Origin of the sequence: Kitasatospora sp. NPDC096077 (genome assembly GCF_040303245.1) — a bacterium.
Lineage (GTDB): Bacteria > Actinomycetota > Actinomycetes > Streptomycetales > Streptomycetaceae > Kitasatospora.
The window spans coordinates 26,584-50,840 of record NZ_JBEOSV010000064.1 but is presented as its reverse complement, the minus strand read 5'-3'; the positions used below and the strand labels follow the sequence as shown (position 1 = coordinate 50,840).

The window sequence follows — 24,257 nt, the reverse complement described above, 5'->3', positions numbered from 1 at the left end:
CAGCGCCTGGACCTCGGTGTTCTGCAGCACCTTGTCGATCCGGGCCTTCTCGACGTTCAGGATCTTGCCGCGGATCGGCAGGATGGCCTGGAGTCGATCCTGGAGTCCGGCTCGGTGACGCTCTGCACCCAGTGCGCGGTCCGGCGCGGGGGGGGGGGGGACGTGGACAACCACGCCGGCGACCCCCACCCGGTCTTGAGCGGCCGGGGCGCGGCGCGGCGGCCGCCCGGCGGGGGCGGGGGCGGCGCGCGCCGCCGCCGCCCCCCCGCCCCGGATCCGCGCAGGAGGCGCCGTGCTGAGCACCAGATCGCTCTTCAACGAGATCTACCGGAACGACCAGGCCTACCAGCTGTTCTGCAGCATCGCGGCCGGTGGCGAGGACCAGGGCGGCTGGGAGAACGAGCGGATCACCGCCCTCACCCGGGACCCGGTGCTCGCCCCGAAGGTCGCCCGGCACGGCGCGGACGAGCGCAAGCACGGCCGGATCTTCACCCAGCTGCTGCACAAGCGCGGCCTGCCCAGGGTGCCCGTCCCGGACGAGGCCGACTACTGCATGCTGCTGGAGCGCCAGGGCGTCGGCCTCTCCCACGAGCGGCTGACCGGCGACGCCCCGCTGACCGAGCGCGAGATCATCACCTACCTCGCGCACAGCCGGGTCACCGAGCAGCGCGCCGCCGAGCAGATGCGCCAGCTGGTCAGGGTGTACGGGGACGACCCCGAGCTCGGCCGGGCGATGCGGATGATCTCCGCCGACGAGGACAACCACCTCGCGTACTGCCACGAGGAGCTGCTGCGGCTGGCCGCCCAGGGCCACGGCCCGTACATCCGGCACGCCCTGGAGACCACCGCCCGCGGCGAGATCCGCACCCACCGGGACGTCGGGCTCGCCGTCACCGCCCGGATGGCGCGGATCCTGCGCTGGTCCCGCTGGCAGCTGGCTCTGGTGACCCTCGGGGTGCACGCGCTCTACCTGTACGACCGGGCCTACGGCTGGCGGCGGATGGTCACGCTGCGGATGCCGGAGCGCCGGAACGCACTGGGCACCCCGGCTCCGCCGCACGCGGAGCCCGAGGTGCCCTGAGTCGTACCGCCCGGTCGGCCCTTCGGCGCTACCGGCCGATGATGAGGCTCATCGCCTCGGCCCGGGTGGCCGGGTCGCGCAGCTGGCCGCGCACGCAGGACGTGATGGTCTTGGCGCCGGGCTTGCGGATGCCGCGCATCGACATGCACATGTGCTCGCACTCGACCACGACGATCGCCCCGCGCGGCTCCAGGATCCGCATCAGCGCGTCGGCCACCTGGCTGGTCAGCCGTTCCTGCACCTGGGGGCGGCGGGCGTAGACGTCGACCAGCCGGGCGAGCTTGGACAGCCCGGTGATCTTGCCGTTGGGGGACGGGATGTACCCGACGTGCGCGACGCCGCGGAACGGCACCAGGTGGTGCTCGCAGACCGAGGTCAGCTCGATGTCCTTGACCAGCACCATCTCGTCGTGACCGAGGTCGAAGGTGGTGGTCAGGACGTCCTCGGGCTCCTGCCACAGGCCCGCGAATATCTCCTTGTAGGCCCGCGCGACCCGGGCCGGGGTCTCCAGCAGGCCCTCGCGGTCCGGGTCCTCCCCGACGGCGAGCAGCAGCTCGCGGATGGCGTTCTCGGCCCGCTTCTGGTCGAAGGTCCCGACGGCGGGCGGACCGTCGAGCGTCACCGGGTCGATCATGCGGGCCTCGCTTAGTTGTGGGAAGAACTCTGGCTGAACAGCACGGATGCCGCGCCTCCAGGGTACAAACCCTGGTGACGCGGCAACCATTCCCTACCGGGAAGCCCGGTCAGCCCTCGGTCGGCGGCTCGGTGGCCGGCAGCGGCGGGAGCTTCACGATGTCGACCGGCGCGGTGTCCGAGGAGGCCGCGGCGCCGTTGGTGAGCGCCAGCTCCTTCGGCGACTGCACCGGCGGCCGGGTGGACGGCGTGCGGCGGGCGGAGCCCGTCCAGGCCGGCCGGTGCGGGCGCTTGACGATCGGGGCGAAGATCTCGGCGATCTGCTCCTTGTTCAGGGTCTCCTTCTCCAGGAGCTCCAGAACCAGGTTGTCGAGCACGTCGCGGTTCTCGACCAGGATCTCCCAGGCCTCGTTGTGCGCGCTCTCGATGAGCTTCTTGACCTCTTCGTCGACCAGCCCGGCGACCTCTTCCGAGTAGTCGCGCTGGTGGCCCATCTCGCGGCCCAGGAACGGCTCCGAGTTGTCGGAGCCGAACTTGATCGCGCCCAGGCGCTCGGTCATGCCGTACTGGGTGACCATGGCCCGCGCCGTGGCGGTGGCCTTCTCGATGTCGTTCGAGGCACCGGTGGTCGGGTCGTGGAAGACCAGCTCCTCCGCCGCGCGCCCGCCCAGCATGTAGGCCAGCTGGTCGAGCATCTCGTTGCGGGTGGTGGAGTACTTGTCCTCGTCCGGCAGCACCATGGTGTAGCCGAGGGCCCGACCGCGGGACAGGATGGTGATCTTGTGCACCGGGTCGCTGTACTGGCAGGCCGCCGCGACCAGGGCGTGACCGCCCTCGTGGTACGCGGTGATCTTCTTCTCCTTGTCGGACATGATCCGCGTGCGCTTCTGCGGACCCGCCACGACGCGGTCGATCGCCTCGTCCAGGATGCCGTTGTCGATCAGCTTCTTATCCGAGCGGGCGGTCAGCAGCGCGGCCTCGTTGAGCACGTTCGAGAGGTCCGCACCGGTGAAGCCCGGGGTGCGCTTGGCGACGGCCGACATGTCGACGTCGGGCGCGATCGGCTTGCCCTTCTGGTGCACCTTGAGGATGTCCAGTCGGCCCTGGAGGTCGGGACGCTCCACCGCGATCTGGCGGTCGAAGCGGCCCGGGCGCAGCAGCGCCGGGTCCAGGATGTCGGGGCGGTTGGTCGCCGCGATCAGGATCACGCCGCCCTTGACGTCGAAGCCGTCCATCTCGACCAGCAGCTGGTTGAGGGTCTGCTCGCGCTCGTCGTGGCCACCGCCGAGGCCCGCACCGCGGTGCCGGCCGACGGCGTCGATCTCGTCGACGAAGACGATCGCCGGGGCGTTCGCCTTGGCCTGCTCGAACAGGTCGCGGACCCGGCTGGCACCGACGCCGACGAACATCTCGACGAAGTCGGAGCCGGAGATGGAGTAGAACGGCACCCCGGCCTCGCCCGCGACGGCACGCGCCAGCAGGGTCTTGCCGGTACCGGGCGGGCCGTAGAGCAGCACGCCCTTGGGGATCTTGGCGCCGACGGCCTGGAACTTGGCCGGCTCCTGGAGGAACTCCTTGATCTCGTGGAGCTCCTCGACCGCCTCGTCCGCGCCGGCGACGTCGGCGAAGGTGGTCTTCGGGGTGTCCTTGGTCAGCAGCTTGGCCTTGGACTTGCCGAACTGCATGACGCGGGAGCCGCCGCCCTGCATCTGGTTCATCAGGAACAGGAAGACCAGGACGATGATCACGATCGGCAGCATCGACAGCAGCAGGCTGACGAAGGTGCTCTGCTTCTCGGGGCTGACCGTGTAGCCCTCGGTGAGGGCGCTGCTCTTGTCGTTCATCTGCGACTGGAGCTTGTCGGCGATCGCGACGCCCTGGTCACCGATGTACGAGGCCTGGAACTTGGTGCCGGACGGGGCCTTGCCCGAACCGGCGGGGGACAGCGTGGCGCCGTCCTTCAGCTGGATCTTGATCGTGTTCGAGTCACCGGTGGTGATCTGCGCCGACTTGACGTTGTGCGCATCGATCGCGGCAACGACCTGACCGGTGTCCACCGTCTTGTAGCCGTTCGAGTCCGAAACGACCTGCATCAAAACGATGACGGCGAGGACGGCCAGCACGATCCACATGATCGGCGCACGGAAGTATCGCTTGACGTCCATCCATGCGGGGCGTTGCCGCCCCGTCCCTCCTGCCACTCAGCGGCGCCGGGAGGCTGGGGGCCGCGGCGCATCCGGAATCGGTGCTCATGTGAAGAGCGGTTTATTGGACCGTACCGCAGTGGGACCCACCCGTGGCGGGAGCACGGCGAGACGGCTTTGGTTCTTTGTCCCCCGGTCCAACGGGCGGGAACAACCTACTGTTCCCGCCCGTAGCCCGAACGGGGCCCTCAACCGCCGTAGACGTGCGGGGCGAGGGTGCCGATGAAGGGGAGGTTACGCAGCTTCTCCGCGTAGTCCAGGCCGTAGCCCACCACGAACTCGTTCGGAATGTCGAAGCCGACGTACTTCACGTCGATCTCGACCTTGGCCGCGTCCGGCTTGCGGAGCAGGGTGCAGACCTCCAGCGAGGCCGGGCCGCGCGAGCCCAGGTTGCCCAGCAGCCAGGACAGCGTCAGACCGGAGTCGATGATGTCCTCGACGATCAGGACGTCCCGGCCGGCGATGTCGGTGTCCAGGTCCTTCAGGATCCGCACCACGCCGGAGGACTTGGTCCCCATGCCGTAGGAGGAGACGGCCATCCAGTCCATGGTGACCTGCGAGTGCAGGGCCCGGGCCAGGTCGGCCATGACCATCACGGCCCCCTTGAGGACGCCGACGATCAGCAGGTCCTTGCCTGCGTAGTCCCGGTCGATGCGCTCGGCCAGCTCCTGGAGCTTGGCGTCGATCTCGTCCTTGCTGATGAGCACCTTCGCGAGGTCAGCGCCCATGTCGTTCTGGTCCACCGGGGATACGTCCTCAAACGTTCGGGGTATGTGTGGCCGACGGCCGGCTCCCCCGGGACATGCCTCGCCCTCAGTCGCCCTGCCGCCGAAAGACCAGCGTGCCACACCTGCGGGTCGCCTCGACGCCCCCGGGTAGGTGCAGCGGCCCCTGGCCCCGCCATCCGGTGACCAGCAGGTCCACCGTCTCCAGGTGACGGGCGAACAGGTCCCCGGCCGGACAGCCCGCGCGCAGCGCGGCCCGGCGCAGCACCCGGCGCCGTACGGCGGGCGGCAGTTCGGCCAGTTTCACGGCGTCCAGGGCGCCCTCGCCCGTACGGAGGTCGCGTTCCGCCAGGGAGGCCCACTGGTCGAGGGCGTCGGCGTCGTCGCGGAACAGCCGGGCGGTGCGGGCCAGCGCCTCCACCACGCCGCCGCCCAGGTGCTTCTCCAGCACCGGCAGCACCTCGTGGCGGACCCGCGAGCGGGTGTAGGCGGGATCACAGTTGTGCGGGTCGTCCCAGACCGGGATCGCCTGGGCGGAGCAGGCCTGCCGGGTGGCAGCCCGGTCCAGCTCCAGCAGCGGGCGGCGGTAGCGGCCCTTCTGGGCCGGCATCCCGGCCAGCGACCGGGAGCCGGAGCCGCGGGCCAGCCCCAGCAGCACGGTCTCGGCCTGGTCGTCCCGGGTGTGGCCGAGCAGCACCGCGATCGCGCCGTGCCGCTCGGCGGCCTCGTCCAGGGCGGCGTAGCGGGCGTCCCGGGCGGCGGCCTCCGGGCCGCCGGCCCGGCCGACCCGCACCGGGACCGCCTCGACCGGGTCCAGGCCCAGCGAGCGCAGCCGCTCGGCCACCTGGGCGGCCCGGTCGGCGGAGCCGTCCTGGAGGCCGTGGTCGACGGTGACGGCGCCGACCCGCAGGCCGATCTTGGGGGCCTCGAAGGCGGCGGCGATGGCCAGCGCCATGGAGTCCGCGCCGCCGCTGACGGCGACCAGGACCAGCGGCGAGCCGGGGGCGGCCGGGGTGCGGGGCAGCCCGGAGGGGTGGCGGGCGGCGTTGCCGATCAGGGTGGTGCCGACGGCGGCACCCACCAGCGGCGTCCCGGCCGGACGCTCGCGGGGCTCGCGCACGGGCGCGGTGAAGGTGGAACCGGCCTCGGCGACGAGGTCGGTGAGCGTACGGCGAACGGCCAGGCGTATCGCGGCGACGGCGGGGTGAGGGCCCACGGCGGACGACTCCTCGACGGAGGGGACAGGACTGCGGCGGGCGGCCGGGGCCGCACAGCTGCATAGCGCCGCGTTACCGGGCGCTCACAGATGGTGGCAGATAGTGGCGACCCGCTACGCCACCCGCGCCACCGGTACGACCACCGTCCCACGTTCGGGTGAATGGAGAAACGTATCTTCACCCACCCCCTGCCTGATTGGACCACTCGTACGAGCGGGTTTGACCGCCGCCGACCGACGACGGTCCCGCCGCGTGCCGGGAATGCCCGATCGGGGTCCGCGACTCAGCGGGCGACCCGGGCGACCCAGGCGGCCGGGTCGTGGATCTCGTCCTTGGTCGGCAGGGTGTTCGGGGACGTCCACACCCGGTTGAACCCCTCCATGCCGACCTGCTCCACCACGGCCCGGACGAACACCGTGCCGTCCTGGTACTGCCGCAGCTTGGCGTCCATCCCGAGCAGCCGGCGCAGCACCAGGTCGAGCCGGTTCGCCCCCCGGTCGCGGCGCTGCTGGAACTTCTCCCGGATCTCCGCCACCGTCGGCACCACGGCCGGGCCGACGCCGTCCATCACCACGTCCGCGTGACCCTCCAGCAGCGACATCACCGCCGTCAGCCGGCCCAGGATCTCCCGCTGCGCGGGCGTCTGGACGACCTCCAGCAGGTTCCCGGCGGAGGCGCCGTCCCGGCTCTCCCGGGCGCCCGTCCCCGGCAAGCCGCCGCCCAGCGCGCCCGCCGCGTCGCGCAGCCGGTCCAGCAGCGCGCCCGGGTCGACGTCCGTCTCGGCCAGGAAGGACTGCACCTCGGACTGGATGTGGTCGCGCAGCCACGGCACCGCGGTGAACTGCGTCCGGTGGGTCTCCTCGTGCAGGCAGACCCAGAGCCGGAAGTCGGACGGGTCCACGTCCAGCTCCCGCTCGACGTGCACGATGTTCGGCGCCACCAGCAGCAGCCGGCCCGGCCCCGGGCCCTCCGGGCCCAGCCGCGGCTTGTCGAACAGCGCCGCCGGGCTGTCCGGCGCCTCCAGCGAGGGCTCGGCCGGGGCGAAGGTCTCGTACTGGCCCAGCACCTTGGTGGACAGGAACGCCAGCAGCGCCCCGACCTCGATCCCGGTGGCCTTCTCCCCCACCGCCCCGAAGACGCCCGCCGCCGCACTGTTCGCCCGCCGCGCCTGGAGCTTCTCCACCAGCGGCTGGACGACCGCGCGGAAGCCCGCCACGTTCGCCCGCACCCAGCCCGGACGGTCCACGACGAGCACCGGCGTCGCGGCGGCCGCGGTCAGACTGCTCGACCGCATCCCGGTGAAGGCCCGCACGTGCTCCTCGGCCTCCAGCGCGTGCCGGCGCAGCTCGGCGACCACCACCGCCGCCTCGGCCCGGCTCACCTCCGGCCCCGGCCGCACCAACCTGGTCGCGGTTGCGACCGCGAGGTTCCAGTCGACCATGTCAGCCCCACCACTCGCGCTCGTCATGCCTTCACCGTACGTGCTCCCCACCACCAGCGGCAGTCACCCGCCGGGAACACCCGGCCGGCCCGACGGGCGGGCCGTCCCACCCGCCCCGCGGCTGTTCTGCCCGCCCCTCGCGCGCCCGCGCCCCCGCCCGGGGACCGCCCCGACGGCCGGGCCCGGGGTCAGTGGCAGCCGCAGGAGGTGAGGCGGGCGGCGATCCGGTCCATGGCGGCGCGGGCGGTGTCGGCGGGAGCCTGGGTGCTGGTCATGACGGCGAAGGTGAGCAGCCGGCCGTCGGCGTCGACGACGGTGCCGGCCAGGGTGTTGACGTTGCTGAGGGTGCCGGTCTTGGCGCGGATCAGGCCGGCCGCGTCGGCGGCGCCGGAACCGGAGCCGTAGCGCTTGGCGAGGGTCCCGGTGAAGCCGGCGACCGGGAGGCCGGTGAGGACCGGGCGCAGGGTCGGGTGCTGGTCGGAGGCGGCCAGCGCGAGGAGTCGGACCAGCGTCACCGGCGGGATGGCGTTGCCCTTGTGCAGGCCGCTGCCGTCGTTGAGGACCACGCCGGTCATCGGCACGCCGAGCCTGGTCAGCTCCTGGGTGACGGCGGTCGCCGCGCCCTCGAAGCTGGCCGGCTGGTGCCCGGCGAGGGCGACCTGACGGGCGATCGCCTCGGCGAGCTGGTTGTCGGAGGTGGTCAGCATCCGTTCGATCAGCCGGGCGACGGTCGGGGAGTCCACCCGGCCGAGCACCGGGGCGTCGGCGGCGGCCGGGGCGGCGGCGGGCCTGGCCTTGCCCTCGACGGTGACGCCCTGGGCGGCGAGCAGCGCGGCGAAGGCGTCGGCGGCCGCCCTGGCCGGGTCGGCGACCCGGTTCGGGGCCTCCTCCCGGCTCTTCGGGTCGGTCTTGGCCTCGTCCACCATCAGCGGGACGACCAGGGCGATGTTCTGGTTGTCGGGGTTCGTCGGGTGCGGCTGGCCACCGCTGTACAGCGAGAGGTCGTAGTCCAGCTTGACGGTGCCGGTGCCGGCCGCCTTGAGGGCGGCCGCGGTCTGCCGGGCGAGCTCCTCCAGCGAGGCGGGCGCGGTGTCGGCGTCGGCGGGCTGGTCGCCGATCTGCACCTGGTCGGCGCGCAGCGCGGTGAGCGTCGGGTCCCCGCCGCCGACCAGGGTGACGGTGCCCGGGTCCGCGCCGCGGACCGCCCGGGTGGTGAGCCGGGTGTCGGCCGGGATCAGCGACAGGGCGGCGACCGAGGTGGCCAGCTTGGTGGTGGAGGCGGGGGTGGCCGGGGTGTTCTCCCCCGAGCCGTACAGGAGTTGCCCGGTGGCCGCGTCCGCGACGGCGAAGGTCACGGTGCCCAGGCTCCGGTCGGCGAGGGCCGGGGCGAGCGCCTGCTGGAGGCCCTGGGCGGTGGGGACGGCGCCCTCCGGAGCGCTGTCGACGCCGGTCAGCACGGCGCCCGTCGCGGGCACCGGGCGGGCGACCGGCGAACCGCCGCCGGGCGCGGTGGTGGCCGCGGTGCCGGGCGGCTCGGCCCGGCGGCCGGGGCCGCCGCTGCTCTGGCCCGGTGCGGGCCTGGTCCGGCCCGGCTCGGTCCGGCCCGGCTCGCCCTTGCGGCCGTCCCGCCCCCCCTGGTCGCCCAGGTCCCCCCGGCCGCCCTGGCTGTTGTCGTCCCCGCCCGGTCCGGCGGTGTGCCCGCCCGGCCCGGGGGACGGCTGGGCGTACGCACCGCCCGCGCCCAGCACCGTCCCGACGACCAGCAGGGCCGCCCCGAACAGTCCGGCGGCCGTCCCCCTGCGACGGCGCGCCGCCCCCACCCCAGCTCCCACCGACCGGCCCCTTTCCCGAGCACTCACTCCCGTAGGAGACACTTGGATTCTGTCAGTCCCTACCTTGGAGGCACCGTTGGAGTTCGACGTCCTTATCGAAATCCCGAAGGGCTCTCGTAACAAGTACGAGGTCGACCACGAGACCGGTCGTCTGCGGCTCGACCGGATGCTCTTCACCTCGACCCGCTACCCGGCCGACTACGGCTACGTCGAGGGCACGCTCGGCGAGGACGGCGACCCGCTGGACGCCCTGGTCATCCTGGACGAGCCGACCTTCCCGGGCTGCCTCATCAAGTGCCGCGCCATCGGCATGTTCCACATGACCGACGAGGCCGGCGGCGACGACAAGCTGCTGTGCGTCCCGGCGACCGACCCGCGCTGGGAGCACCTGCGCGACATCCACCACGTGTCGGAGTTCGACCGCCTGGAGATCCAGCACTTCTTCGAGGTCTACAAGGACCTGGAGCCCGGCAAGTCGGTCGAGGGTGCCAACTGGGTCGGCCGCGTCGAGGCCGAGGCCGAGGTCACCGCTTCGGTCAAGCGCCTGGCGGAGCAGGGCGGCCACTGAGCCGTCGTTCCGATCTGAGTCGGGACGCCTTTGGGGCCGGGCCGCGGATTCGTCCGCGGCCCGGCCCCTGTCGTGTCCGGAGGTCCGGAGGTCCTGAGGTCCGGGCCTCCGGCGCCCGGTCCTCCGGCGCTCAGTCCTCCAGCCGGAAGCCGACCTTGATGCACACCTGGTAGTGCTTGACCCGGCCGTCCTCCAGGTGGCCCCGGACCTGCCCGACCTCGAACCAGTCGAGGTTGCGCAGCGTCCGGGAGGCGCGTTCCACCGCGTTGCGGATCGCGGCGTCGACGCTCTCGGGCGAGGACCCGACGATCTCGGTCACCCGGTACACGTGGTCGGTCATGGCGGACTCCCTCAGCTGTGCGACGGCCCCCGGTCCACCGTGCACCGCCCCGGGTCCGCCCGCACCCCGAGCGCCGCGGTCAGAACGCCGCCCGGACCTCGCCGACCGGGACGCCGCCGCCGAGCAGCGGGGCCGCGCCGATCCGCTCGACGGTGTCGTCGGCCCCGGTCACCCCGAGCCGGCGCAGCGCCGCCGCCAGCACCGGGCCGCGGGCCCGCTCCGAGCCGTCCTCGATCTTGAAGGCGAGCGCCCGGCCGTCCGGCAGCGCGACCACCTGGACGGCCTCGGCGCCCATCTTGGACAGCGCGCCCGGGACGGCCCGCATCAGCCAGGTGTCGGCCCGGCGGGTGCCGGCCACGTACTCGGGGTGGGCGCGCATGGCGTCGGCCACCCGGCGCGGCGCGCTGCCCTCGGCGGCCAGCACCAGGCTGCGGTAGCCGCGGGCCAGGCCGGTCAGCGTGACGGCCAGCAGCGGGGCGCCGCAGCCGTCCACGCCCGTGTGCACGGGGGTCTCGCCGGTGCCCTCCGCGAGGGCCTCGCGGGCCAGGTCCTGGATCGGGTGCGCCGGGTCGAGGTAGCCCTCGGTGTCCCAGCCGTTGGCGACGCAGGCGGCCAGCCAGCCGGCGTGCTTGCCCGAGCAGTCCATCAGGATCGGGGCGCGCCGCCCGCCGGCCGCGAGCAGCAGCTCCGCCTCGGTCTCGTCCAGCGGCAGGTCGGCCGGGGTGCGCAGGGCCGACTCGTCGAGGCCTGCCGAGCCGAGGATGGCCCGGACACCGTCGAGGTGGAACGTTTCTGCAGAGTGGCTGGAGGCCGCCAGCGCCAGCAGCTCGCCCTCGATCGCCAGCCCGGCCCGCAGGGTGGCCACCGCCTGGAACGGCTTGGCCGTCGAGCGGGGGAAGACCGGCGCGTCGGGGTCGCCGAGCGCGAACTCGACCGAGCCGTCGGCGGCGAGCAGGACCAGGGAACCGTGGTGACGGCCCTCGGTGAAGCCCGAGCGTATGACCTCGGCGAGCACGGGCGGGGTGGCGGACTGGGGCATCGAAGAGCCTTCCGGGGGCGAGGGTGGGCCGGGAGGAAGCCGGACCCCACCCGCCCCCGACGACTCACCCGGTCAGAGCGGCCTCTCCGCGAGCAGGTCGTCGACCCGTGCTTCCCCATCACGGTACCTGCGGGTGATCTCGGCGTTGCAACCGTCGGCCGTCCGCAGCAGCAGCTGCCGGCGGCCGGACACCTCGCGCTCGTGGGCGCGCAGCCGCTCCAGGGCGGCCAGCAGTTCCTCGGCCGGGTGGGCGGCCAGGTCGGCGAGCTGGACGTCGCCCATCAACGCGTCCGCCTCCAGCTGCGACTCCTGGGTGCGCGGCGGGCCGAGGGTGACGTGCCGGGCCGAGCGCCGCACCGTGGAGGGGGCGTCGGTCAGGATGGCCGGCAGCCGGTCCAGCAGGTCGCCGCCGGGTTCCTCGCCGGCCGGCCGGACACCGCCGGTCCGGACCGGGCCGCCGGGGCGGCGGTCGAGTTCGGCGCGCAGGATGTCCATCCGCCCGTGCAGCAGCCGCCGCAGGTAGGACAGGTCGGCCTCCTGCTCCAGGGTCTCCCGGCGCAGGGTGCGCAGCTGGTCCAGGCCCAGCCGCTCCAGGTCGGGCTCGCCGTCCGGGCCGACCGGGGCCCCGGGGGCCTGCGCCACCCGCCCGGAGAGGCTCCACGCCGCGCTGCTCGCGTCCATCATCCAACCCACCTGCCGTCGTCCGATCCCGCCCGCTCGCGGCACTCCGTCCCTGCCGCCGGCCCGGCCCGTCCCCCGACGGGCCCGCACGTCCCGTCCGTTGGCACGCCCGGGGGCCCCGAAGGGTTCCGCTCCCCGGCCGGGACCACCCGCCGGGGCGACCCCGACAGAACGCCTGACCTACCGGCTCGACCGCCCGGCCGAACCCAGGCCCGGTGCGGCGGACCTTCAGGCGCGCCGGGCCCCTCGTACGGTTCCCCAGCGTGCCACCCCACCCGGCGCGCGCGCACCGCCCGTGCACCCGAACGGCCCCCTGGCGAACGGGGGTGGCTGATATGACCAGGCCTTTCCGCTGGAAGAGCGGCGCCCGACCCTGCGCAGGCGTGCGCTACACGGCGCGCGCCATGGCTCCACACGCCCCTCGCGTACGCCGTCCGGCCCCGCCCCGGACGCCCGCCGGCACGCGGCGTCCCCGGATCCCCCGGAGCCCCACGGGCCCGTACCGCGCTCCGGCACAATGGCGGCATGCGAGCAGTGGTGCAGCGAGTGACCGAGGCCCGGGTGACCGTGGCCGGAGAGACCGTCGGCGCGATCGAGGGGCCCGGACTGTGCGTCCTGGTCGGCGTGACCCACGGGGACACCCCGGCCCAGGCGGCCCAACTGGCCCGCAAGCTCTGGACGCTGCGGATCCTGCCGCCTTCCCCCGAGCGGGGGAGTAACAACGAGGGCGTGGAGCGGAGTTGCTCGGACATCGGCGGCCCGCTGCTGGTGATCAGCCAGTTCACCCTCTACGGCGACGCCCGCAAGGGCCGCCGCCCCACCTGGAACGCCGCCGCCCCCGGGCCGGTCGCCGAGCCGCTGGTGGACGAGGTGGTGGCCCAGCTGCGGGTGCTCGGCGCCAAGGTGGAGACGGGCCGGTTCGGCGCCGACATGCAGGTGGCGCTGGTGAACGACGGCCCGTTCACCGTCCTCGTGGAGGTCTGAGCGACGCGGTCCGAGCGGCGCGGTCCGAGCGGACCGCGCCGTCCGCGCTACTGCGGGACGATCACGTCCTGGGTGCCCGGCACCGTCCCGGCCAGCAGCACCGCGTCCACCGGGACGTTCCGCTTGACGATCGCCAGCGCGATCGGCCCGAGCTCGTGGTGCCGGGCCGAGGAGGTCACGAAGCCCAGCGACCGCCCGTCCGGGTCGGTGGCCAGCCGCACCTCGGTGCCGTGCGGGGGCAGCGTCTCCTCGGTGCCGTCCAGGTGCAGGAAGACCAGCCGGCGCGGCGGGCGGCCCAGGTTGTGCACCCGGGCGACGGTCTCCTGGCCGCGGTAGCAGCCCTTCTGCAGGTGGACGGCGGTACCCAGCCAGTCCACCTCGTGCGGGATGGTCCGGTGGTCGGTCTCGAAGCCGAGCCGGGGCCGGTGGCCCTCGATCCGCAGCGCCTCGTACGCCCACACCCCGGCCGCCGGGCCGTACCCGGCGGTGCGCTGTTCCAGCTCGGCGCGCGGCACGAACAGGTCGCGCCCGTACGGGAGTTCGCGGACGGCCGGGACGCCCTCGACCGAACCGGTGGAGCCGGCCGGAAGGTGCACCACGGCGTACTCGGCGGTCGCGTCGGCGACCTCCACCCGGTAGAAGAACTTCATGCTCTCCAGGTAGCCGACCAGCGCCTCCTGGGTGCCGGGCTCGACGTGCGCCCAGGTGGTGGTGCCGTCGTCGACCAGGTAGAGCGCGTGCTCGACGTGTCCGTTCGCGGAGAGCACCAGCGCCTCGGTGGCGTGCTGCGGCTCCAGCCCGCTGACGTGCTGGGTGAGCAGCAGGTGCAGCCAGGCGAGGCGGTCCGCACCGGTGACGGTGACCACGCCGCGGTGCGAGAGGTCGACGAAGCCGGTGCCCCGCGACAGGTTCCGTTGCTCGCGGAAGATGTCGCCGTAGTGGGCGGCGACTCCCTCGTCGGCCCCCTCGGCGGGGACGGCTCCGGGCAGGGCAAGCAGCGGGCTCTTCACACCGGTCATACCGGCCAGCTTACGACCGGTCCTCGGCCTGCCCGGCGGCGCAGTCGGCGCAGCGGCCGAAGATGGCGAAATGCTTGAGGTCGGTGTCGAAGCCGTGCTGCTCGCGCAGCCGGTCGATCAGCGGCTGGGCGATCTCGGTGCCGGTCTCGGTGACCTTCTCGCAGTCCCGGCAGACCAGGTGCAGGTGGTGGTGGCGGCCGGCCAGGTGGTAGGTCGGGGCGCCGTGGCCGAGGTGGGCGTGCGAGACCAGGCCCAGCTCCTCCAGCAGCTCCAGGGTGCGGTAGACCGTGGAGATGTTGATGCCGCTGGCGGTCTTGCGGACGTGGCAGAGGATGTCGTCGGGGGTGGCGTGGTCGAGCACGTCCACGGCCTCCAGCACGAGCTGCCGCTGGGGCGTGAGGCGGTAGCCGCGCTCGCGCAGGTCGGCCTTCCAGTCGCCGGAGAGCTGCCAGTCGGTGGTGCCGGTGTCCGCCACGGTTCTGTCCCTGCCAAGGTCGGGGGTCCTGAGGCAAGTGTAGGGACCGGCCGGGGGCCGGTCCCTACCTCGTGCACGGATCGTGCGAACTCGAAGGCCTACTTGAAGAAGGCGATGCCGTCGTCCGGCAGGTCGTTGATGTCCTTGATCAGCTGGGCCGGGCTGAGCACCTTCTTCAGCTGCGCGGACATGTACGGGCGCAGCGGGACGCTCGGGGCGGCCTTCTCGCCGACCCAGAGCAGCTCGTTGTTGACGAAGCCGTACAGCCGCTTGCCGCCGGAGTACTCCGGGGAGCCCTCGATCCGGGCCACCGCGTCGGTGGAGACGTCGACCTGCGGCTTGCCGTCGGCCAGCTCGCCGTACCAGATCTCGACGGTGCCGTCGTCGCGGACGGAGGAGATCTCGATCCCGCGGGCGCCGGTGGTGCCGTCGTGGTTGCTGGTGATGCGCCAGAAGGCGTGCTCGTTCTCCAGCGGACGGACCTTCTCGCCCTGCTCGTCCAGCACCCAGGTGCGGGAGCGGAACTCCAGGAAGGGCCGGCCGTCGTGCCGGATCACGATCTCCTGGCCGAAGTTGCACTTCTCCGTGCCCGGGAAGTCGTACACCCCCGCGCCCTCCCAGGTACCGAGGAGGAAGGCGAGCGGGACGACGTCCTTGTGGAGGTCAGAGGGGATCTCGATCATGTTCCTGGTCACTGTCGTGGTCGGTGCGGTCTGCCTCAACCGTACGGCAGGGTCAGCGCTGGCCCTGGTACAGCTTCATCACGGAGAAGATGGCGAACCAGGTGATCAGCACGGCCATCAGGGCCAGCAGACCGTCGAAGAAGATTTCCAGAGCGGACACGGTTGGCTCCCAGGCAGCGACAGTGTGGTGGATTCTGCTCGCGCCCACTCTATCCAGCGGGGTCCGGGCGGTCGCGGTGAGCCCCACCACGTCGGGTTTCGTGCCGGATCCGGGACGCCGTCCAAGGTTTGCCCAAGGGATTCCACGATGACGGCGGACGGCGGCGGCGGGACCTCTAAGGTGGCGCCATGTCGAAGAAGCTCGTCATCAAGGTCACGGCCGGGGCGGACGCGCCGGAGCGCTGCTCGCAGGCCTTCACGGTGGCGGCCGTGGCCGTCGCCAGCGGGATCGAGGTCTCGCTCTGGCTGACCGGGGAGTCCTCCTGGTTCGCCCTGCCGGGCAGGGCCGCGGAGTTCGAACTGCCGCACGCCGCGCCGCTGCCGGACCTCCTGGAGTCGATCCTGGAGTCCGGCTCGGTGACGCTCTGCACCCAGTGCGCGGTCCGGCGCGGGATCGAGCAGAAGGACACCGTCGAGGGCGTCCGGATCGCGGGCGCCCAGGTCTTCGTCAGCGAGATCATGGCGGACGGCGTCCAGGCGCTCGTCTACTAGGCCCTGTCCGGCCGAGGAACGTCTACGGCTTGTCGTGGCGCTCGTGGTCGGGGTGGTCCCGGTCGTGACCGGGGTCGTCCCACTTCGGGTCGTCCCAGCGGGGGTCGTTCCACCAGTCGTCGTCCGGGTCCCGCTTGTTGGCGAACACCGCGGCGGCCGGCGGGATGACCATCGCGAACACGCACAGGCCCACCGCGGCCCCCACCGAGAAGAACCGCACCACGCCCCAGGCCAGGACGAACAGGCCCAGGCACACGCCCATCATGGCGTAGTAGTAGCGCCGCCGACGCCTCGTCTGCACGTCTTCCACGGTACGACCGAGGGCCCCTGCTCGGCAGGGGCCCTCGGTGTGTTCGTCCGGCCCGGTCAGACCGCGATCGCGACCTCGACGGCGGCGCCCTGGGAGGCCACCACCTGACGGTCCACGGTCTGGCCCGGGACCAGCGCGCGCAGGGTCCACTTGCCCGGGCGGGCGAAGAACCGGAACTGGCCGGTCGCCGAGGTGGGCACCTCGGCCGTGAACTCGCCGCCCTCGTCCAGCAGCCGGACGTAGCCGTTGACCGGCTCTCCGTCGCGGGTCACCGAACCCTGGATGATCGTCTCGTTCGCCACGTCAACTCCTGCCAGGTCCGGGCCGCCGGCCTTCGCACCGCACATGTCTGTCTCCTTCTGACTTACGGGTCGAGCCGGGGGCTCAGTTGCTGCCGAGCTCGATCGGCACGCCGACCAGGCTGCCGTACTCGGTCCACGAGCCGTCGTAGTTCTTCACGTTCTGCTGGTCGAGCAGCTCGTGCAGGACGAACCAGGTGAGCGCGGAGCGCTCGCCGATCCGGCAGTAGGCGATGGTGTCCTTCGCCAGGTCGATGCCCTCGGCCTCGTACAGGGCCTTGAGCTCGTCGTCGCTCTTGAAGGTGCCGTCGTCGTTGGCGTTCTTGGCCCACGGGATGTTGCGGGCGCTCGGCACGTGGCCGGGGCGCTGCGACTGCTCCTGCGGGAGGTGGGCCGGGGCGAGCAGCTTGCCGGAGAACTCGTCGGGCGAGCGGACGTCGACCAGGTTGAGGTTGCCGATGGCGGCGAGCACGTCGTCGCGGAAGGCGCGGATCGAGGCGTCGGCGGCCTGCGCGGCGTACTGGGTGGCCGGGCGGGCCGGGACCTCGGAGACCAGGTCGCGGGAGTCCAGCTCCCACTTCTTGCGGCCGCCGTCCAGCAGGCGGACGTCGCCGTGGCCGTACAGCTTGAAGTACCAGTAGGCGTACGAGGCGAACCAGTTGTTGTTGCCGCCGTACAGCACGACGGTGTCGTCGTTGGCGATGCCCTTGGCGCTGAGCAGCGCCTCGAAGCCGGCCTGGTCGATGAAGTCGCGGCGGACCGGGTCCTGGAGGTCCTTCTTCCAGTCGATCCGGACCGCGTTGCGGATGTGGTTCTTGTCGTACGCGGAGGTGTCCTCGTCGACCTCGACGATGACGACCTTCGGGTCGTCCAGGTGGGCCTGGACCCAGTCGGCGTCGACCAGGACGTCGCTGCGGCTCATGGTGGTTCTCCATCCGAGGGCGGTGTGCGGAGGTGCTGCTCACGGGTGCTGCAGGGGTGCCCGGACGGGTCCGGTCCGAATTCCTGTCCGAATGATGGGACGGAGCGGCGAAGCCGGGACAACCGGGCGGGGAACTGCGGAGTACGGCGGCGACCAGCGGCCAAGGAGGCCGGGCAGGATCACCGGGAAGTTCGGCGGCGGGCTTCAACTGCCCTGCCAAGACGCCGACTTAGCGCATTCGACACAGACAGGCGGCCACGCGGCACAGGTCGACCGCCCGCCGCTTCGTGAGATCCGTCTGTCGCTTCATGGTGACGATGCTAGGGACACCCGGGGGCCGCTGTCATCAGCGTATCGAATGCCGGGATCGAAACGACCGCATGCTGGGATTCACCGTGAAAGCGGCCCGCCGGGCACCGGGCGGGCGCCGGACGAGGGCCCGGCGACGGCGCACAACGGGCGGAAACGACGACGCCCCGCGGGCCGCGCTGGACAGCGCGTCTCGCGGAGCGGAACGGGGAACGGGGAACGGAACGGGGGCCTCCCGGCGGGGGCCGGGATCAGCCCAGCAGCTTGACGCCCTTGCCCTCGAAGGACAGCTGGAGGCCGTCCGGCAGCGGCGTCACGCCGTCCTTCCCGGCCAGCTGCAGCCCGGCCGGCATCGAGTCCAGGGTGAAGCTGGCCGGCTCGACCTTCCGGTTGGTGAGACCGGCGAACATCTCGGCCAGCGAGCTCAGCTTGAGGCCGTCCACGGTGATGGTGTTGCCCTGGTTGTGCACGGTCGCCTCACCGACCGAGACCGGCCCCAGCGAGGCCTTCACCTTGCCCGGACCGCCGTACGACAGGCTCAGCCGGGAGTTGGCGCCGCCCGGCAGCGGGGCGCCGCCCATCAGCTGGGAGGCCGGCGGCAGCAACTGGGCGAGGTCCTGGTAGGTGATCACGCCGCTGCCGCTGCCGCTGTCCACGGTGGCGCTCTTCAGGTTGCCGCCGACCTCGACCCCGGACAGCTTGGCCTGGAAGGAGTGCAGCGCCACCTGCTTGCCGTCGTTCTGCACGGTCAGGCCGTCCGAGGTGATCCGGACGTCGTCCAGCTTCTTCGAGAGCACCTGGGTGAGGAACGGGAAGCCCTCGATCGTGACGTCCGGCCGCTTGCTCATCTGGCCGCTCTTCACCAGCTGGTCGGCGGCCTCGTCCTCGGCCACCCCGACCGCGATCCGGTCCGCGCCCACCAGCAGCCCGGCGAGCACCACCAGGGCGATCGTCGCCTTCAGCCATCCGCGCATCGTGTCCCCCGTCGTCGCCGGTCGCCGTCCACCGCACGACCGTACGACGTCCCGCCCCGGAAGGTGGTTCCGGGACGGGACGCGGTTGTGACGTACCCGGCTCAGCCGGCCAGCAGGTCGGTGGCCAGCCAGATCAGCGGCGAGGCCACCGCCAGCGGCAGCGCCACGCCCGCCGTCATGTGCACGAAGCGGGACGGGAAGTCGTACGCCGCGACCCGGCGGCCGACCAGGGCACCCAGCCCGGCGAGCGCACCCAGCGCCACCGGCGCACCCACCAGGACGCCCAGCAGCACCGCCGCGACCAGGCCCAGCACCGGGCCCAGCTGCTTCGGGCCGGGCAGCGGAGCCGCCGCCAGCAGGGTGGCCAGCGCGACCGCGCCCACCCCGGCCGGCACCCAGTCGGCCAGCAGCAGCGTGGTGCACAGCGCCGTCACCACGGTGGCCGAACCCAGCACGGTCAGCGCGTAGAACCGCTCCTTCGGGTCCGAGGGACGGAACGTCTGCAGGACCAGCACCAGCAGGAAGAACCCGCCCAGGGTGCCGACCACGGCCGCCGCACCGCCGTTCACGTCCGCCAGCAGCACCGCCGCGTCGGCGGTGAGCCCGGCCAGCGCGGCGAGCAGGATGCCCTGCCGGGCCGGCCACATGCCGTTCAGCCGGAACCAGCCGGCCGCCGTCAGCAGCTGCAGCAGCGCGACCACCAGGGCCAGCGCCACCTGGCCCAGCGCGGCGCCGCCGGCCAGCAGCGCGGCCGCGGCGGCGGTGATCAGGGCGGGCTGGAGGCCCGGGTCGATGATCGGCGAACCGGTCCGGGCGGCCGGAGCGGCGGCCTGCGGGGCGACCGGCAGCGGCTGCGGTGGGACGCCGCCGTACGGCGGGACGGCGGGGCCGACGGGCCCGGCGGGGCCGCCGGGGACGTCCGGGCGCTTGAGCGTCATGGTCGGCGGGTCGAAGCCGAGCCCGCCCGGGGGCATCCCGGCGCCCGGCGGCATCCCGGCCGCGGGCGGCCCGGCGGGCGCGGCCTGCTGCTGCGCGACCGGGGCAGGGGCGGCGGCGGGCTGCTGCGCCGCCGGGGCCCGGTGCCGTGCCCGGGACGGCTGCTGCGGCTGCTGCACCGGCGGCTGCGGCGGCTGGTACGCCGGCGGTGCCTGCATCGGGGCCTGCATCGGTGCCTGCATCGGTGCGGGCATCGGGGACTGCTGCACGGGCGGTTGCCCGAAGTGCGGCGGCGGGGCGACCGGCATCGCGCCGGAGACCCGCACCGGCGGCAGCAGCGTGGTGGCCGCCGCGTCGTCCAGCGGCGGGACGGGCGGCAGCAGCGCGGTCGGCGCGTCGTCCATCGGGGGCACCGGCGGCAGCAGGGTGGTCGCGGCCGCGTCGTCCAGCGCGGGCACCGGCGGCAGCAGCGTGGTCGCCGCCTCGTCGTCCACCGGATAGCCGTACGGGTGCTGCTGCGGGTGCGGCGGCTGCCGGTGCGGATGGGGCGGCTGGGGCTGGGGCTGGGGCTGCTGCGGCCAGTTGCCGTAGCCCCCGCCGTGGTTCGGGTTGTTCATGTCCGTCACGCCGCTCAGCCTCCCGCGAACGGCGGGAGGACCTCGACCGTCCCGCCCTCGGTCAGGGCCACGGTCGCGTGGTCCCGGCCGCCCACCTGTGCACCGTCGACCAGGTACGAGCAGTGCCCGAGCAACTGGACGAACTTCGGCCGGTCGGCGTGCCGCTCCCGGGCCGCCGCCAGCGCCTCCGCGAGGGTCGCCGCCCGGTACGGCTCCTCGGCCAGCCCGGCCTCGGACTTCGCCGCCGCCCAGTAGCGGATCGTCCCGCGCGCCCGGGCGCCGCTCGCGGGCTCGGTGGTCGCGCCCATCGGGCCACCCCTTCCGTTCGTCCTCGCCCGGCCCCGGTGCCCCGGTCCGGCTCGCCGTCGCCGCGCCCGCCGAACCACCCGAACGGTGGATCCCGGCAGCGCCGCCGATGTGCGTCCCATGATGGCGTGTCCGCCGGTGCGGACGGCAACCGGCCTGGCCGGACCGACCCGCAGCGGCGCTCGAAGCTGTGTCCAGGCTCACCCGGCGCACGCCCGGATTGGGCGAACCGCCGGATTCGCGCACTCCCGGCGCGGTAGCCGGTCGGCTATCCTCGACCACCAAGAGGGATCCGGGCAGAGTCGCCCCCGGGTCCTTTTGTGCTTTCAGGACGCCAGTACGGACGTTCGTGCGATTCGTCGGCCCACCCCCGGCGCTTCGCGGGAACCGCCCCGCCTCTCGCGGCACAAGGACGTGCCGGCCCGGCGGGGTCGCCACCCGGCGCCGGGCCGCCACCCGGGACCGGACCAGACCGGAGGGTTCGCGGGATGAACAGGGCAGGAACGGTGCACCGGGGGTTGCGGGACCCCCGGCGCGCCCAGCGCTTCCCCGACACCGCCCGGGCGTCCTTCCCCCTCACCCCGGCGTCCTCCGACTGCGGCGGCAGCCGGGACGCGACCGCGACGACCCGGAAAGGGGACCACCGGGTATGAGTTCACTCCTCCTCCTCACCAACGCACTGCAGCCGTCCGCCGAAGTGCTGCCGGCCCTCGGCCTGCTGCTGCACAACGTCCGGGTGGCCCCCGCCGAGGGATCGGCGCTGGTGGACACCCCGAGCGCGGACGTCATCCTGGTCGACGGGCGGCGCGACCTGCCGCAGATCCGCAGCCTCTGCCAGCTGCTGCGCTCCACCGGCATCGGCTGCCCGCTGATCCTGGTGGTCACCGAGGGCGGCCTGGCCGCGGTGACCGCCGAGTGGGGCATCGACGACGTCCTGCTGGACACCTCCGGCCCGGCCGAGGTCGAGGCCCGGCTGCGGCTCGCGCTCGGCCGGCTCCAGGTCGTCGCCGACGACAGCCCGATGGAGATCCGCAACGGCGACCTCTCGGTCGACGAGGCCACCTACTCCGCCAAGCTCAAGGGCCGGGCGCTCGACCTCACCTTCAAGGAGTTCGAGCTGCTCAAGTACCTCGCCCAGCACCCCGGCCGGGTCTTCACCCGGGCCCAGCTGCTGCAGGAGGTCTGGGGCTACGACTACTTCGGCGGCACCCGGACGGTGGACGTGCACGTACGACGGCTGCGCGCCAAGCTCGGCGTCGAGAACGAGCAGCTGATCGGCACCGTGCGCAACGTCGGCTACCGCTTCGTCGTCCCGGAGAAGCCCGAGAAGAGCGAGCGCCCGGAGCTCGCCCAGCGCCCCTCGGCCCCGCTGGAGGCCTGACCCCCGCGCCGCGGAGCCGGGCGGGCCCGTCCCCCGCCCGGCTCGTCCGGATTGCTCCCGGTGCGGCCCCGTCGAGCCCCCGGAGCGGCCCCAGGTCCCACTGCCGCCCCGGGGGCCACACGCGTAGACTCCCCCCGTGGCCAAGGTGACGCGCGACGATGTAGCCCGACTGGCTGGGACCTCGACCGCGGTCGTCAGCTACGTGATCAACAACGGTCCGCGCCCGGTCGCGCCCGCGACCCGGGAGAAGGTCCTCGCCGCGATCGAGCAGCTCGGCTACCGGCCGAACAGCGTCGCCCAGGCGATGGCCTCCCGCCGGACCAACCTGATCGGCATGGTCGTCCCGGACGCCCGCCAGCCCTTCTTCGCCGAGATGGCCCACGCCGTCGAACGGGCCGCCTCCGAGCGCGGCAAGCTCGTGCTGATCGGCAACTCCGACTACGTCGACGACCGCGAGGTCCACTACGTCCGCGCCTTCCTCGGCATGCGGGTCTCCGGTCTGATCCTGGTCAGCCAGGGCCCCTCGCAGCGCGCCGCCGAGGAGTTCGCCGCGATGGAGGGGGCGAAGGTGGTGCTGCTGCACCGCCGCCCGGAGGCGATCGACGACGTCGCGGTGGTCACCGACGACGTGGGCGGCGCCGAGGCCGTCGTCCGCCACCTGCTGGAGGAGCACGGGCACCCGTACGTGGCCTGCTTCGGCGGCCCGGTGGAGTCCCCCGCCCCCGGCGACCCGGTCATCGACCACGTCGAGGGCTGGCAGCGCGCCATGGACGCCCACGGCGTCCCCACCGCGCCGCACCTGATCGACGCGCCCTTCCACCGCTACGGCGCCTACGAGGTCGCGCTCGACCTGCTGCGCTCCCCGGACCGCCCCCGGGCGGTCTTCTGCTCCACCGACGACCAGGCCATCGGCGTGCTGCGGGCCGCCCGCGAGGTCGGCCTGCGGGTCCCCGAGGACCTCGCGGTGGCCGGCTTCGACGACGTGCCCGAGGCCGCGCTCGCCGACCCGCCGCTGACCACCGTCGCCTCCGACCGCGACGCGATGGCCCGGGCCGCCGTCGACCTGGTGCTGGACGACTCCCTGATGGTGCCCGGCTCGGACACCGAGCGGGTCCGGAAGTTCCCGTCCCGCCTGGTCATCCGCCGTTCCTGCGGCTGCGACGGCGCCGCACCCGGCGCAGCCGTAACGGAATAGCAGGTTCCGCTCCGGAGGCGGTCTGACCAGGCTTTATGAGAAGTCAACGGGCTTCTCGCCGCGTTCTGAGCCGCTTCTCATCCGGTCCTCATCCACCAGGCGGAGCTTGGTGGACATGAGCGAACAGCGGCACAACCCCAGCGAGCAGTACGGCCAGTACGAGCCCCGCGTCATCGAGGGCACCGTGCTGGGCTCCGGCACCGACGGCACCGACCCCTACACCGGGTACGGCCACCACCAGGGCGGCGCCGAAAGCGCCACCGAGGGCGGCACCGACCCGTACCGCGGGTACGGCCACCAGGAGGACCACTCCGGCGGCGCCTTCGGCGCCACCCCGCCCCCGCCGCCGATGCCGCCCGAGCCGCCCACCCTGTTCGGCCACCCCAGCGGCCCCGAGGGCCCCGGCAACCACGGCCGGGCCCGGCGCGGCCTGCTGCGCGGACGGCTCGCCCTGGTGACCGCCGTCGCCGCGATCGCCGCCGTCATCGGCGGTGTCACCGGCGGGGTCATCGCCGCCGACCGGCAGTCCGGCGACACCCGGGTCAGCACCATCGCCAGCCCCGTCTCGGCCCGCACCGACGGCACCGCCAACGTGCCCGCCATCGCCGCCACCGTCTCGCCCAGCGTCGTGCAGATCACCGTCAAGGACCGCAACGGCACCGCCACCGGCACCGGCGTCGTCCTGAACGACGGCGGCCAGATCCTCACCAACTTCCACGTGATCTCGACCGCCGCCGACGGCGGACAGATCACCGTCACCTTCAAGGACGGCTCCACCGCCCCCGCGACCGTCACCGGCACCGACAAGAACCTCGACGTCGCCGTGATCACCGCGACCGGCGCCAAGAACCTCACCCCGGCCGTCCTCGGCGACTCCTCCACCGTGGCCATCGGCGACCCGGTCGTCGCCATCGGCAACCCCGACGGCCTCACCGGCACCGTCACCTCCGGCATCATCAGCGCCGAGAACCGCGACGTCACCGTCCAGGTCGACGAGAGCTCCACCAGCGGCAACGGCGGCTTCGGCCTCCCGTTCCTGCCCGGCCTGCCCGGCATGCGCGGCGGCGGCGCCCAGCAGCAGCAACAGCAACAGCAGAACAACGGCAGCACCACCACCTACAAGGCCTTCCAGACCGACGCGGCCCTCAACCCCGGCAACTCCGGCGGCCCGCTGATCAACGCCAACGGCCAGGTCATCGCCATCAACTCGGCGATGTACGCGCCCAGCGGCTCCGGCTCCTCCGGCAGCAGCGGCGCCGGCAGCGTCGGCCTCGGCTTCGCCATCCCGATCAACGACATCAAGCAGGTCCTGCCGAAGCTCGAAGCCGGCCAGAACCTGTGAGGCACGGCCGGTGAGCCGGAATCCGTAGGACCG

26 protein-coding genes are annotated in these 24,257 nt (G+C 73.3%); 7 read left to right on the top strand and 19 right to left on the bottom strand.

Annotated elements, in window-relative coordinates; translation table 11 throughout:
* The first annotated feature begins 292 nt into the window (after positions 1–292).
* Positions 293–1,081, top strand: coding sequence for a ferritin-like domain-containing protein (locus ABTZ03_RS35160; protein ID WP_350517230.1), 789 nt, complete (start codon positions 293–295; stop codon positions 1,079–1,081).
* Positions 1,082–1,109: 28 nt separating this feature from the next.
* Here ABTZ03_RS35160 and folE read toward each other — a convergent pair whose 3' ends face one another.
* The 6 genes from folE to dacB all read right to left on the bottom strand — a co-directional run bounded on the left by folE (position 1,110) and on the right by dacB (position 9,133).
* A complete protein-coding gene (folE, locus tag ABTZ03_RS35155; RefSeq protein WP_350517229.1) occupies positions 1,110–1,715 on the bottom strand; it encodes a GTP cyclohydrolase I FolE in 606 nt (201 codons plus the stop codon).
* A gap of 109 nt (positions 1,716–1,824) precedes the next feature.
* On the bottom strand, positions 1,825–3,879 hold the full coding sequence (ftsH, locus tag ABTZ03_RS35150) for an ATP-dependent zinc metalloprotease FtsH (protein WP_350517228.1): 2,055 nt from the start codon (positions 3,877–3,879) through the stop codon (positions 1,825–1,827).
* Positions 3,880–4,106: 227 nt separating this feature from the next.
* On the bottom strand, positions 4,107–4,661 hold the full coding sequence (gene hpt, locus ABTZ03_RS35145; RefSeq protein WP_045692298.1) for a hypoxanthine phosphoribosyltransferase: 555 nt from the start codon (positions 4,659–4,661) through the stop codon (positions 4,107–4,109).
* 70 nt (positions 4,662–4,731) lie between these two features.
* On the bottom strand, positions 4,732–5,859 hold the full coding sequence (tilS, locus tag ABTZ03_RS35140; RefSeq protein ID WP_350517227.1) for a tRNA lysidine(34) synthetase TilS: 1,128 nt from the start codon (positions 5,857–5,859) through the stop codon (positions 4,732–4,734).
* Positions 5,860–6,143: 284 nt separating this feature from the next.
* The gene (locus ABTZ03_RS35135) at positions 6,144–7,328 is read right to left on the bottom strand and encodes an Rv3626c family coenzyme F420 biosynthesis-associated protein (RefSeq protein WP_350517226.1); all 1,185 of its coding nucleotides are present in this window, start codon (positions 7,326–7,328) and stop codon (positions 6,144–6,146) included.
* 161 nt (positions 7,329–7,489) lie between these two features.
* Positions 7,490–9,133, bottom strand: a complete 1,644-nt coding sequence (gene dacB / locus ABTZ03_RS35130; protein WP_350517225.1) for a D-alanyl-D-alanine carboxypeptidase/D-alanyl-D-alanine endopeptidase — start codon at positions 9,131–9,133, stop codon at positions 7,490–7,492.
* Between the two features lie 76 nt (positions 9,134–9,209).
* Here dacB and ABTZ03_RS35125 point away from each other — a divergent pair, with 76 nt between their 5' ends.
* Entirely contained in the window at positions 9,210–9,701 is a 492-nt protein-coding gene (locus tag ABTZ03_RS35125; RefSeq protein ID WP_350517236.1) for an inorganic diphosphatase, read from the top strand.
* A 130-nt stretch (positions 9,702–9,831) separates the two neighbouring features.
* Here ABTZ03_RS35125 and ABTZ03_RS35120 read toward each other — a convergent pair whose 3' ends face one another.
* From ABTZ03_RS35120 to ABTZ03_RS35110, 3 genes are all read right to left on the bottom strand, one after another.
* Positions 9,832–10,041, bottom strand: coding sequence for a dodecin (locus tag ABTZ03_RS35120; RefSeq protein WP_350517224.1), 210 nt, complete (start codon positions 10,039–10,041; stop codon positions 9,832–9,834).
* 79 nt (positions 10,042–10,120) lie between these two features.
* Positions 10,121–11,080 carry an asparaginase gene (locus ABTZ03_RS35115; RefSeq protein WP_350517223.1) on the bottom strand — a complete coding sequence of 320 codons (960 nt, stop codon included), beginning with the start codon at positions 11,078–11,080 and terminating at the stop codon, positions 10,121–10,123.
* Positions 11,081–11,152: 72 nt separating this feature from the next.
* Positions 11,153–11,764 (bottom strand): RsiG family protein, encoded by a 612-nt coding sequence (locus ABTZ03_RS35110; protein ID WP_350517222.1) that lies wholly within the window; start codon positions 11,762–11,764, stop codon positions 11,153–11,155.
* A 522-nt stretch (positions 11,765–12,286) separates the two neighbouring features.
* Here ABTZ03_RS35110 and dtd point away from each other — a divergent pair.
* The gene (gene dtd, locus ABTZ03_RS35105; protein ID WP_350517221.1) at positions 12,287–12,745 is read left to right on the top strand and encodes a D-aminoacyl-tRNA deacylase; all 459 of its coding nucleotides are present in this window, start codon (positions 12,287–12,289) and stop codon (positions 12,743–12,745) included.
* A 47-nt stretch (positions 12,746–12,792) separates the two neighbouring features.
* Here the strand turns inward: dtd and ygfZ are convergent, their stop codons facing one another.
* The 3 genes from ygfZ to ABTZ03_RS35090 all read right to left on the bottom strand — a co-directional run bounded on the left by ygfZ (position 12,793) and on the right by ABTZ03_RS35090 (position 14,922).
* Positions 12,793–13,755 carry a CAF17-like 4Fe-4S cluster assembly/insertion protein YgfZ gene (gene ygfZ, locus ABTZ03_RS35100; protein ID WP_350517235.1) on the bottom strand — a complete coding sequence of 321 codons (963 nt, stop codon included), beginning with the start codon at positions 13,753–13,755 and terminating at the stop codon, positions 12,793–12,795.
* Positions 13,756–13,774: 19 nt separating this feature from the next.
* Positions 13,775–14,239, bottom strand: coding sequence for a Fur family transcriptional regulator (locus ABTZ03_RS35095; RefSeq protein WP_350517220.1), 465 nt, complete (start codon positions 14,237–14,239; stop codon positions 13,775–13,777).
* 98 nt (positions 14,240–14,337) lie between these two features.
* A complete protein-coding gene (locus tag ABTZ03_RS35090) occupies positions 14,338–14,922 on the bottom strand; it encodes a heme-binding beta-barrel domain-containing protein (RefSeq protein ID WP_350517219.1) in 585 nt (194 codons plus the stop codon).
* 348 nt (positions 14,923–15,270) lie between these two features.
* On the opposite strand from ABTZ03_RS35090, the gene ABTZ03_RS35085 reads away from it, so the two are divergent.
* Positions 15,271–15,633, top strand: a complete 363-nt coding sequence (locus tag ABTZ03_RS35085; RefSeq protein ID WP_350517218.1) for a DsrE family protein — start codon at positions 15,271–15,273, stop codon at positions 15,631–15,633.
* A gap of 22 nt (positions 15,634–15,655) precedes the next feature.
* On the opposite strand, the gene ABTZ03_RS35080 is transcribed toward ABTZ03_RS35085, so the two are convergent.
* The 7 genes from ABTZ03_RS35080 to ABTZ03_RS35050 all read right to left on the bottom strand — a co-directional run bounded on the left by ABTZ03_RS35080 (position 15,656) and on the right by ABTZ03_RS35050 (position 20,308).
* The gene (locus tag ABTZ03_RS35080; RefSeq protein ID WP_350517217.1) at positions 15,656–15,934 is read right to left on the bottom strand and encodes a DUF3099 domain-containing protein; all 279 of its coding nucleotides are present in this window, start codon (positions 15,932–15,934) and stop codon (positions 15,656–15,658) included.
* Between the two features lie 65 nt (positions 15,935–15,999).
* Entirely contained in the window at positions 16,000–16,290 is a 291-nt protein-coding gene (locus ABTZ03_RS35075) for a DUF1416 domain-containing protein (RefSeq protein WP_030244525.1), read from the bottom strand.
* Between the two features lie 37 nt (positions 16,291–16,327).
* Positions 16,328–17,164, bottom strand: coding sequence for a sulfurtransferase (locus ABTZ03_RS35070; protein ID WP_350517216.1), 837 nt, complete (start codon positions 17,162–17,164; stop codon positions 16,328–16,330).
* A gap of 229 nt (positions 17,165–17,393) precedes the next feature.
* Complete coding sequence (locus ABTZ03_RS35065; protein WP_350517234.1) at positions 17,394–17,474, bottom strand: Ms5788A family Cys-rich leader peptide; 81 nt, start codon at positions 17,472–17,474, stop codon at positions 17,394–17,396.
* Positions 17,475–17,724: 250 nt separating this feature from the next.
* Positions 17,725–18,447: an LmeA family phospholipid-binding protein gene (locus ABTZ03_RS35060; RefSeq protein WP_350517215.1), complete on the bottom strand. Its 723-nt coding sequence runs from the start codon at positions 18,445–18,447 to the stop codon at positions 17,725–17,727.
* Between the two features lie 101 nt (positions 18,448–18,548).
* Complete coding sequence (locus ABTZ03_RS35055; protein WP_350517214.1) at positions 18,549–20,009, bottom strand: hypothetical protein; 1,461 nt, start codon at positions 20,007–20,009, stop codon at positions 18,549–18,551.
* A gap of 5 nt (positions 20,010–20,014) precedes the next feature.
* Positions 20,015–20,308, bottom strand: coding sequence for a MoaD/ThiS family protein (locus ABTZ03_RS35050; protein WP_350517213.1), 294 nt, complete (start codon positions 20,306–20,308; stop codon positions 20,015–20,017).
* A 647-nt stretch (positions 20,309–20,955) separates the two neighbouring features.
* Between ABTZ03_RS35050 and ABTZ03_RS35045 the strand changes: the two genes are divergently transcribed.
* From ABTZ03_RS35045 to ABTZ03_RS35035, 3 genes are all read left to right on the top strand, one after another.
* Positions 20,956–21,687, top strand: coding sequence for a response regulator transcription factor (locus ABTZ03_RS35045; protein WP_350517212.1), 732 nt, complete (start codon positions 20,956–20,958; stop codon positions 21,685–21,687).
* 136 nt (positions 21,688–21,823) lie between these two features.
* Positions 21,824–22,882, top strand: a complete 1,059-nt coding sequence (locus ABTZ03_RS35040; protein ID WP_350517211.1) for a LacI family DNA-binding transcriptional regulator — start codon at positions 21,824–21,826, stop codon at positions 22,880–22,882.
* A 115-nt stretch (positions 22,883–22,997) separates the two neighbouring features.
* Positions 22,998–24,224, top strand: a complete 1,227-nt coding sequence (locus ABTZ03_RS35035; RefSeq protein ID WP_350517210.1) for a S1C family serine protease — start codon at positions 22,998–23,000, stop codon at positions 24,222–24,224.
* Positions 24,225–24,257: the final 33 nt, after the last annotated feature.

Excerpts from the sequence above, each read along its gene's own strand:
- ABTZ03_RS35045 (WP_350517212.1), top strand. The coding sequence starts at position 20,956 with ATGAGTTCACTCCTCCTCCTCACCAACGCACTGCAGCCGTCCGCCGAA.
- ABTZ03_RS35135 (WP_350517226.1), bottom strand. The coding sequence starts at position 7,328 with ATGACGAGCGCGAGTGGTGGGGCTGACATGGTCGACTGGAACCTCGCG.
- ABTZ03_RS35120 (WP_350517224.1), bottom strand. The coding sequence starts at position 10,041 with ATGACCGACCACGTGTACCGGGTGACCGAGATCGTCGGGTCCTCGCCC.
- ABTZ03_RS35110 (WP_350517222.1), bottom strand. The coding sequence starts at position 11,764 with ATGATGGACGCGAGCAGCGCGGCGTGGAGCCTCTCCGGGCGGGTGGCG.
- ABTZ03_RS35090 (WP_350517219.1), bottom strand. The coding sequence starts at position 14,922 with ATGATCGAGATCCCCTCTGACCTCCACAAGGACGTCGTCCCGCTCGCC.
- ABTZ03_RS35085 (WP_350517218.1), top strand. The coding sequence starts at position 15,271 with ATGTCGAAGAAGCTCGTCATCAAGGTCACGGCCGGGGCGGACGCGCCG.
- ABTZ03_RS35060 (WP_350517215.1), bottom strand. The coding sequence starts at position 18,447 with ATGCGCGGATGGCTGAAGGCGACGATCGCCCTGGTGGTGCTCGCCGGG.
- ftsH (WP_350517228.1), bottom strand. The coding sequence starts at position 3,879 with ATGGACGTCAAGCGATACTTCCGTGCGCCGATCATGTGGATCGTGCTG.
- ABTZ03_RS35115 (WP_350517223.1), bottom strand. The coding sequence starts at position 11,080 with ATGCCCCAGTCCGCCACCCCGCCCGTGCTCGCCGAGGTCATACGCTCG.
- ABTZ03_RS35075 (WP_030244525.1), bottom strand. The coding sequence starts at position 16,290 with ATGTGCGGTGCGAAGGCCGGCGGCCCGGACCTGGCAGGAGTTGACGTG.
- ABTZ03_RS35065 (WP_350517234.1), bottom strand. The coding sequence starts at position 17,474 with ATGAAGCGACAGACGGATCTCACGAAGCGGCGGGCGGTCGACCTGTGC.
- ABTZ03_RS35050 (WP_350517213.1), bottom strand. The coding sequence starts at position 20,308 with ATGGGCGCGACCACCGAGCCCGCGAGCGGCGCCCGGGCGCGCGGGACG.
- dtd (WP_350517221.1), top strand. The coding sequence starts at position 12,287 with ATGCGAGCAGTGGTGCAGCGAGTGACCGAGGCCCGGGTGACCGTGGCC.
- folE (WP_350517229.1), bottom strand. The coding sequence starts at position 1,715 with ATGATCGACCCGGTGACGCTCGACGGTCCGCCCGCCGTCGGGACCTTC.
- ABTZ03_RS35070 (WP_350517216.1), bottom strand. The coding sequence starts at position 17,164 with ATGAGCCGCAGCGACGTCCTGGTCGACGCCGACTGGGTCCAGGCCCAC.
- ABTZ03_RS35035 (WP_350517210.1), top strand. The coding sequence starts at position 22,998 with ATGAGCGAACAGCGGCACAACCCCAGCGAGCAGTACGGCCAGTACGAG.